Source organism: Paenibacillus gyeongsangnamensis, from assembly GCF_027533625.1.
GTDB classification, from domain to species: domain Bacteria; phylum Bacillota; class Bacilli; order Paenibacillales; family NBRC-103111; genus Paenibacillus_G; species Paenibacillus_G gyeongsangnamensis.
In genome coordinates this window covers 1-4,682 of record NZ_JAQAGZ010000061.1, presented here as the reverse complement: position 1 = coordinate 4,682, position 4,682 = coordinate 1, and the positions used below count along the sequence as shown (strand labels likewise).

Here is a 4,682-nt window from a genome sequence, read left to right as displayed (position 1 = left end):
TATAACGGATTTGATGAAAATCAAAGTCAACCAGTACCGTGAAAGATACGGACTTGAACCAATCTAACTCACCCAAATCTATGAGTAACGAGGAACTTATGATCTAGTACATTCAGTTAGAGGGAACGCGGAGTGCTGGGAAACTGGCACGCTCCGTGTGGAGCAGGGGAAAAGCTGGAGATCACTTCAAACGCTTACCTATTGCAACCGATAGCGCGGCGATGAATGTATTTACATACCGGTTAGAGATGTTTACGCGTCCGTTCAATCGTATCGAAAAAATTTAGGTTGCGAGCCAACAAAACATAATCCTGTTGAGCCGGGGATGGAACAATCGATCTTAAGATTTCCAGATAATAATGGATATTTTGCAGAAGCCGGTCTAAGGGCAATTGTGCCGGCTTTAATCCTTATGACAGCGAAGCAAGCAGCCGGGGTTTTGGGTTTCACGCGTGACGTTGGTGATCGGCAACCCATCGTCTGTTTCACAACTCCCCGTATCCAAGAAATGTACGATCGTTTCAAAGAAAACGGAGTGAACATAGTAAATGAAATTTACTTGAACCTACTGACCATCTACAGGCGCTGGAATGTAGGGATGGAGTGAAAGGAACGGATAACGATAGTGAAAAAAGAACTGCTGTCCGACGACACAACCATAGGTGCTTTGAGATCCCCGTAAATAGAGGATTTTTTATTGGAAAGCACACATGTTAGTATCGCAGTGTCACGACACAAACATGTGTGCATAACAGCATTAAGCAAATGGGAGGATAGTTTAATCAATATTATGGGTGTAGAAAGTACGAAATTTGTAATTGTATAAAAAAATTATCGAGTACATACGTGAGTAGCAAGTAGTTCAGTAACCCACATGAATATGAACGTGCCGGACAGTTATCGATAATTACAGTTAAATGGAAGCAGTCTATTGATCAATGGCAATAAAGACGCCACATAAACGGTATGATAAAATTAATTGTATACGTTTACATTTTTAATTTTCGTAAAAATCATAAGGTCTGATGCAGACAATACCATGACTTTGTCGCCGTATTCGGAGAAATTTCCTTGCGCAGACGTTAGTTTACGTCAACCAACAAGCCTGGCGTAAAGGCCTCTTATCTGGACTATTGGACGAACTAAAGCTTAGCGCTTAATGACTGCTTTTCCGTTAACGCTACCCATCTGCCCTTTGGAGCATCTGGACCTATAAATTTGCAAGACTCAAGTACGTTATTTAAAGAGGGGGCAAATTGAATGTTAAAGAAAAATATTTCCTTTATGTTGATATCCACATTATTATTTACCACTGCTGCTTGCAGCAGTAATAAGGGATCCTCATCCTCAGGTGATACTGCAGTTGGAAACGATAATGAGAAAGCGAATCTTGTCATTTATTCACAAGCTAGCTCTGGGTTTGATGAAAAATTCGGAACTTATCTTAAGAAGAAATTCCCGAACTATACGATTACCTCTATTACAGGGACACCAGAAGTTACTCTACAGTCATTAATCACTTCAAATCAACAAATTGATATTGTATGGGATTCGATCGGTTATTGGCCAAACAATATGCTGGCGACTGGCTTGGAATATGATATGACCGAATTACTCAAGAAGCATAAGGTTGATTTGAACAGGTTTGAGCCTACACTTGTCGACGCCGTGAAGGGAGAACGATTCAATAACAAGATACTCGGACTGCCCGTCTATAACAATAATATGGTTTTATTTTATAACAAAGATATCTTCAACAAATTTGGCGTTCAGTATCCAAAAGACGGCATGACTTGGGATGAGGCGATTGAGCTAAGCCGTAAACTGAACAAGAGTGATGGGGGCAAGAACTACTTCGGTTTATACGTTTCCATTAACCACTATGTTCGGACCAATCAGTTCTCCGCAGACACTGTGGATCCCAAAACACTTAAGACAACAATTAATACCGACGATAGATGGAAAAAGATGTATCAAAAACTATTTATCGACGTAGCGAACGATGCAGGTTACAGGACATACTTGGATAATATGAAAGCCAGCAGACCGGGTGAATCACACTTTTATACGGATAAAGAGCTTGCCATGTTCGGATTCTTGTCCTCTTTGACTTTAGGAAAAGAGTTGGAAACGATGAACTGGGATATGGTATCTTTACCGACTTTCAGTGAAATGCCGAAGGTCGGGTCGCAATTCTATCCGGTGGTTTTCAGCGTTACGAAGACATCAAACCAGAAAGATGCCGCGATGAATGTTATTAATTATCTTGTCTCTGACGAATACCAGTCGGCTGCTTCCAAAAACGGACAAATGACGGTGCTTAATAACGACAAGATCAAGAAAGAATTCGGCCAAGATACGAAATGGAAAGATAAAAACGTAGGTGCGTTGTTTTATAATAAAGCCGCCAAAATTAACAATAAATCCGATTATGAGGACATTGTAGAATCAGCATTGAGGGGTGATCTGGTTAACTTGATGAAGGGTAGTACCGATATTAATACTGCACTTAGAAAAGCGGAAGAAAAGGCCAACAAATCGATTCAAGAGGCAAAAAAGTAGCTCTTGCTGATCAACGGGATAAGGCAATGCTGGAGAGCAACCCGAGTGGTTGATCCGTTTTTATATGGGTTAGGTGGGAGTGTTGAAAACCTCCCATCTTTTTCATATCAACCCAAATTGGCGAATAAGGCTTCGTTAACCGATAATGAGGATTTTAATATTGAAATGAGGGAAACTCTTTGAAAAAAAGACCGAACAGTATGGCGTACATACGCCTATTATCATCGAATAATGCACGCATATGAAGAAGTACGGCACTGCAGGGATGATCAATACCGCATGGGAACGGTTTTTGTTTGAAACGAACGATAAATGGGATCGTACTCGAGGCGGAATACGGTTGGGGACATACGGCAAGCGGCGTCGAGCAGTTTAATCGAAACTTTGCCCGCCTGCACTTCGGCTTGTCTTTGCCAGAAGTCGTGGATTGGTTCTACAAGCTGACCGCTGAGCAATTGCATGCCGAGGGAAAAAATCGAGCTGAAGAACACGGAATCGTTCAAGCTGAGGGATAGGCTGAAATCGGAAAATACGTACGGAAACATTTCGCTAATCGGAAAAGGAGGCGCCTCATGGCTATCGGACAAACTTTCACAGGACACGTTACCGCATGGACCGATCCGGAATTCGGTTATAATGATTATTCAGCCTCTAGAGCAGGATGGAAACCGGATCATGTATTTTACGAGCAACTGCTTTTGCCGCGACAATGAAAGCATGCTTATCTCCGCCGTTCGGGACGGGATTGAGAATTTTTATGTGATTCGGTTTTTGGAAGGGACCTATACGCAGGTGACGGACGAAAGCGGGATTGACATTTCGCATGCCTATTTTGATAAGCCAAGAGATCTTCTCTACTATGCCAACGGGCATCAGATCAAAAGCGTGAATATCAAGACATTCGAGCAAAAGCTGGTTTACGAATCCGATTACCAATTTTCTTCCATTACAGTCACATGCGACGGCGCGTACTTGCTTTCCAGCTATCCTTTCAAATATTTGTTACCGGAAACGATCAAGACCCGCGCACAGTAGAACTATTCCGTATGTTCAAGATTCATTTGCAGACAGGTAAATGGAGCCGCATTTTGGACCGGAGCTTTGATATCGACCATATTCAATGCAGTCCGACGGACCCAGATCTATCTTCTGCTCTCGAGGATTTTACAGCACGCATCATCGGATCTGGCATTCCAATTTAGACGGCACCAAGGGAGGTGCTTTGGGGCCCGAGCAGCCGAATGAGCACCGAACACATGAATATTACACCCCGGATGGCAGGCGGATCGCTTATCATGGGAAGTTTTTTAAGATCGATGAGAATGAACGGTTTAAAAATATCGGCCATACTTGGGGATCGATGAACATCGACGGTACGGACGACAAGTTCTATCGGTGCCTGCGCGGCCTTCAAGCCGGTCACAGCAGTATGTCGTTCAATCAGCAGATGGTTGTAACCGACGGCAATGATTACCTCAGCCTGCTTCGGCTCAACGATCAAAATCCGAAGCTGATTTCGAGCCTATTTTCCGGCACCAATCCAGTATGAGGGCGAACTTCGTGCATGCACATCCGTGCTTCAGCAATGATGATCAGTATATCGCCTTTTGCACCGATTTTATGGGGAAAGATCGGGGGAATTTATATCTGCTAGACTTGCAGAGCAAATAGCTTATCTTATCGAAGTGTCCGACGACACAAACATAGGTGCTTTGAGATCCCCGTAAATTGGGGATTTTTTATTTGAAAGCACATCACTAGCGTTGCATTAAAATCGTTTGGATAAGTTGTCGAATTATTCTGAACAACGATTCAAGCCGCATCGCCAAAAGGTCGATCACCTCTGAAAGGTAGCTCTGTCCATTTGGTAATTATATGGTAATTTACTCATCCATCCAACAACGCTACTTATTGCTTTTTCCGTCTGCCCTCGGATATCCTTTGAGGCAAGCGATGTATTCGTTCCATCCAGTCTTGAACGGAATCCCATAACAAGATTTTCAACCATCGGTAGAGCTGAAGCAGGCTGTGACGAGTTCTTGTTTCCAGTTTCACCAATACCAGTAAGCAAAAAGCAATCAGTGCTGTCCATATTTGGTTCATAACGGCTTGTTCGCTTG

At 42.9% G+C, this 4,682-nt stretch carries 6 protein-coding genes; 5 read left to right on the top strand and 1 reads right to left on the bottom strand.

Translation table 11 applies throughout. The annotated features are described in order from the left end of the window. Positions 1–325: 325 nt before the first annotated feature. From O9H85_RS37250 to O9H85_RS37230, 5 genes are all read left to right on the top strand, one after another. On the top strand, positions 326–607 hold the full coding sequence (locus tag O9H85_RS37250) for a hypothetical protein (protein ID WP_269886361.1): 282 nt from the start codon (positions 326–328) through the stop codon (positions 605–607). A gap of 653 nt (positions 608–1,260) precedes the next feature. Beyond that, positions 1,261–2,562 carry an ABC transporter substrate-binding protein gene (locus O9H85_RS37245; RefSeq protein WP_269886360.1) on the top strand — a complete coding sequence of 434 codons (1,302 nt, stop codon included), beginning with the start codon at positions 1,261–1,263 and terminating at the stop codon, positions 2,560–2,562. Between the two features lie 296 nt (positions 2,563–2,858). Next, positions 2,859–3,077, top strand: coding sequence for a hypothetical protein (locus O9H85_RS37240; protein WP_269886359.1), 219 nt, complete (start codon positions 2,859–2,861; stop codon positions 3,075–3,077). 160 nt (positions 3,078–3,237) lie between these two features. Further along, positions 3,238–3,597: an oligogalacturonate lyase family protein gene (locus O9H85_RS37235; protein WP_269886358.1), complete on the top strand. Its 360-nt coding sequence runs from the start codon at positions 3,238–3,240 to the stop codon at positions 3,595–3,597. 187 nt (positions 3,598–3,784) lie between these two features. Then, positions 3,785–4,111 (top strand): hypothetical protein, encoded by a 327-nt coding sequence (locus O9H85_RS37230; RefSeq protein ID WP_269886357.1) that lies wholly within the window; start codon positions 3,785–3,787, stop codon positions 4,109–4,111. Positions 4,112–4,399: 288 nt separating this feature from the next. Here the strand turns inward: O9H85_RS37230 and O9H85_RS37225 are convergent. Next, on the bottom strand, positions 4,400–4,682 hold a 283-nt coding region (locus O9H85_RS37225), incomplete at its 5' end, for a hypothetical protein (protein ID WP_269886356.1).